Source organism: Streptomyces chiangmaiensis, from assembly GCF_036281785.1.
Classification (GTDB): Bacteria; Actinomycetota; Actinomycetes; order Streptomycetales; family Streptomycetaceae; genus Streptomyces; species Streptomyces chiangmaiensis.
Genome location: NZ_JAYWVC010000448.1, coordinates 1 through 2,975 on the forward strand (window position 1 = coordinate 1; position 2,975 = coordinate 2,975).

The window sequence follows — 2,975 nt, forward strand, 5'->3', positions numbered from 1 at the left end:
GGATGACAGAGACCTTCGACAAGCCTCATCTTCCCAGTTCAGAGGGCACTTTCGCGTTTTCGATCAAGATCCGGACACCGTGGCAAGTGAAACGCACAGGCTAACAGCCGGTACTGGGCCGTGGGCGACCCGCTTCCCCCAGATGTCCCCCGGCAGGGGGTAAGTGGAGGAAACCGCAGGCCACAAGGGATAGGGGGCCCGCTGTAAATCCGCCGGAGCCGCGTCGTCCACCCGGGCCCGTTTGCCGGTTGGCTCCCGGGCCGGGTGGCGTCGGTTCACGGGCTGTGTCTCGTGCCTAGCGGTGGCAGGTGTGGTGGTGCGTGTCGTGTCCGTTGTTGTGGCAGGTGATGCGGGTGCGCTTGGTGTCGGTGGTGGGGGAGGTGGCTTCGGCGGTGACGGTCACGGTGCCCGCCCACGGGCGTTTGACGTGCACGGTGAAGGTCCGTGATTGTCCGCTGTCGAGCGATCCGGCTTGCCAGGTTCTCGCCGTCCTTCTCGTCGGCCACACCGGAAGCGTAGACGTCATCAGGGCGAATGCTGCCTGGCGGGGCACTCTAGACGGCCCGACGCAACTCATGATCACGCCCTCGCCGTTCAGCCCGAGGCGGCGAGGACGGATTCGCCGGGGGTGTAGCCGTGCCCGGCGCACGTCGCGCCGACGCGCGCCCACAGGTGGATAGGGCCGGTAGCCATGGGTCGATCACCCCGTAGCGTGGGCCACGGTCAAGGCAATGCCTCCGGCAGGGGATCGGCCGACACCGGGATGGAGGGGGCGCCGTTTCCGGCAGCGGGTCCGTGGTGGCGTGCGCGGGCTGGGGGCTGGGGAGAGCGCTGGGTTGAGGTCAGTCCAGCTGTCCGTCGTCTCCCCCTGTCACAGGATGAAGGCAGACTGCGCGCATGAGTGACAGCGACAACACCGATCGCCACGGGCTCGACCTGACATGGGTGGAGTCCATGGGCGGCCCGCTGATCGTCGTGCCTTTGTCCGTGCTGCACCAGTGGAGCGGCTGCACCGAGGACGGCATCATCGTCGGTGGCACCGACCAGCCGGACGATTACGACCGGGCCTGCGCCGTCGAGGGGTACGCCGAAGTGATCAGCCTGGGTGACGCCGAGAGCGCGTCCGCGCTGGTGCTGGGAGACGAACCAGCCACGACCTGCTACCTACCCGAACAAAGGGTCTTCGTGCGGTGGCTCGGCGCCAGCTCCGAAGCCGAGCTGGTCGCCGCAGCCGGTGCCGTCCTGAGCGATGAGGCGACGCCATGGGACGAGTGTGGGGTCTGGGAGACCGACGGCCCAGCGGTTCTGATGGACTCAGTCGAGGCCGGGGAAGACCTCGGCGTGCCCTACCCGGATGGCAAGGGTCAGCCGGATGAAGCCCCGGTGCCCGTGCCCGCAGGACGATGGAGAGTCCGCGCGTTCTACAAGACCGACCGGTCCCCTTCGGTCGGTGTGGTCCAACTCCTGCCAACAACCGGTCCTTGATACCCAGATAGCGTCCGGGCAGCGCAGGCACGACCCGCGTACGGGGCCTTCCGAACTGGTGGTTCAGGCCGGGGAAAAGCCGCACTTGTCAAGACCGCGTGCATGGCTGACACCGGTGGCTGACACCAACAAGCGTGAACAGCAGCGGTCGCGCCGGACCTCAGTGGACGATCGACCGCGGTGCAAGGGCCGTTGGCCGACGTTGACAGACCCCCGTGATCGACCTGACAAAGATGAGGCCAGACCCCGATGCCTCCGATGTAGGCCCCCCACCACAACCGGTTGGCCACCAGCCGGCTGTCGCGCTCGCAGGTCGTCAGTGGCGATGGCCGGGCCAGTGCGGATCCGTCTAGCGTTCGCGTTCCTCACTGGGGAGTTCGAGCAGTCGTATCCAGTGCTGCAGATCTTTCGAGGCGCCAGACTTGCGGAGCCGCTGTGCAGCGTGGCCGAGGAGCCAGGCCACCAACTCGGCGCACATCTCGTCCTCGTCGTGCTCGTACCAGTTGACGTGCCACGGGAGCTTGTCGCCCAGCAGCGCGTACTCCCACTCCTGCGCCGCTTCGACGAGGCGCTGATCGCTGAGGTACCCGGTCTGCTCCTCCCAGTCGGCAAGCCAGGGGCCGAGCGTGCCGGACGCTTCGGCGCACATCGCCAAGACCTGGTGCGCCGGGACGACCGCCTCCGGATCTGTGAGACTCTGCACCCACCAAGCATGGAGAAACTCGCGCACCGAACCAGCCTGATCGTCAGGCCACTGCTGCCAGCGGCCACGGGCGAAGGAATCCCCTGCCTCTTCCAGCCCGAACAGGGGTTCCACGCGACCGGCGACCAGGGCGGCGGCGAACTGGGGCAGGATACGGCGCAGCACAGCCGCGTGGTCGAGCCAGTCGACGGCTTGCCAGGTTCGGCGCAGGAGATCCGGCTCCAGCTCTACGTTCGGCGTCTTCAGCAGGGAGAGCTCGTCCGAACTTCCCCAATGACATTCACAGTTGCGCTCGTCCGGATGCGCGGTCATGCCGTGGAAGGTCACGAAAAGGTTGGCCAGGGCCGCGCTGAGTCGGCGGCTGGCGGGATGGTCGGCGAGATGCACGATGTATGCCGGGCCTTCGAGGACTCCGGAACAGCTTCCACCGCCCGAAGATCACCACCTTACTGCGTAGGGCAAGGTGACGTGGGCCTTCTGGGCAGAGCGTCCACTTGTCGGATCCGCCCTGACGATCAGCCGGCCCTGGACAAGGGCGCAGCCCGATGTGCTGGACGCGCCTACGCGTCGCCTGTCGAACACGTGTCGAAGACATGGACCCACCATTCTGAAACGCCTCCTGGCGCGCAGGTCAGCAGCCAGCCGAGGCCGAACCGCCACTCCCTTCTGAGCGCCGGTGGGCCCGCATCCGAGAGCGCGGGTCCTCGCGCGACTCTCCGCTGTCCCACCTGTCCCACCTGTCCCACCTGTCCGGCTGTCCACCTGTCCGGCTGTCCGGCTGTCCGGC

Annotated in this window: 3 protein-coding genes; 1 reads left to right on the top strand and 2 read right to left on the bottom strand. The window is 67.3% G+C overall.

Translation table 11 applies throughout. The features are described from left to right. Positions 1-295 precede the first annotated feature (295 nt). Entirely contained in the window at positions 296-433 is a 138-nt protein-coding gene (locus tag VXC91_RS44145) for a hypothetical protein (protein WP_329512975.1), read from the bottom strand. A 464-nt stretch (positions 434-897) separates the two neighbouring features. Here VXC91_RS44145 and VXC91_RS44150 point away from each other — a divergent pair, with 464 nt between their 5' ends. Then, positions 898-1,485: an Imm21 family immunity protein gene (locus VXC91_RS44150; RefSeq protein WP_329512976.1), complete on the top strand. Its 588-nt coding sequence runs from the start codon at positions 898-900 to the stop codon at positions 1,483-1,485. A gap of 349 nt (positions 1,486-1,834) precedes the next feature. On the opposite strand, the gene VXC91_RS44155 is transcribed toward VXC91_RS44150, so the two are convergent. Next, the gene (locus tag VXC91_RS44155) at positions 1,835-2,575 is read right to left on the bottom strand and encodes a hypothetical protein (RefSeq protein WP_329512977.1); all 741 of its coding nucleotides are present in this window, start codon (positions 2,573-2,575) and stop codon (positions 1,835-1,837) included. Positions 2,576-2,975: the final 400 nt, after the last annotated feature.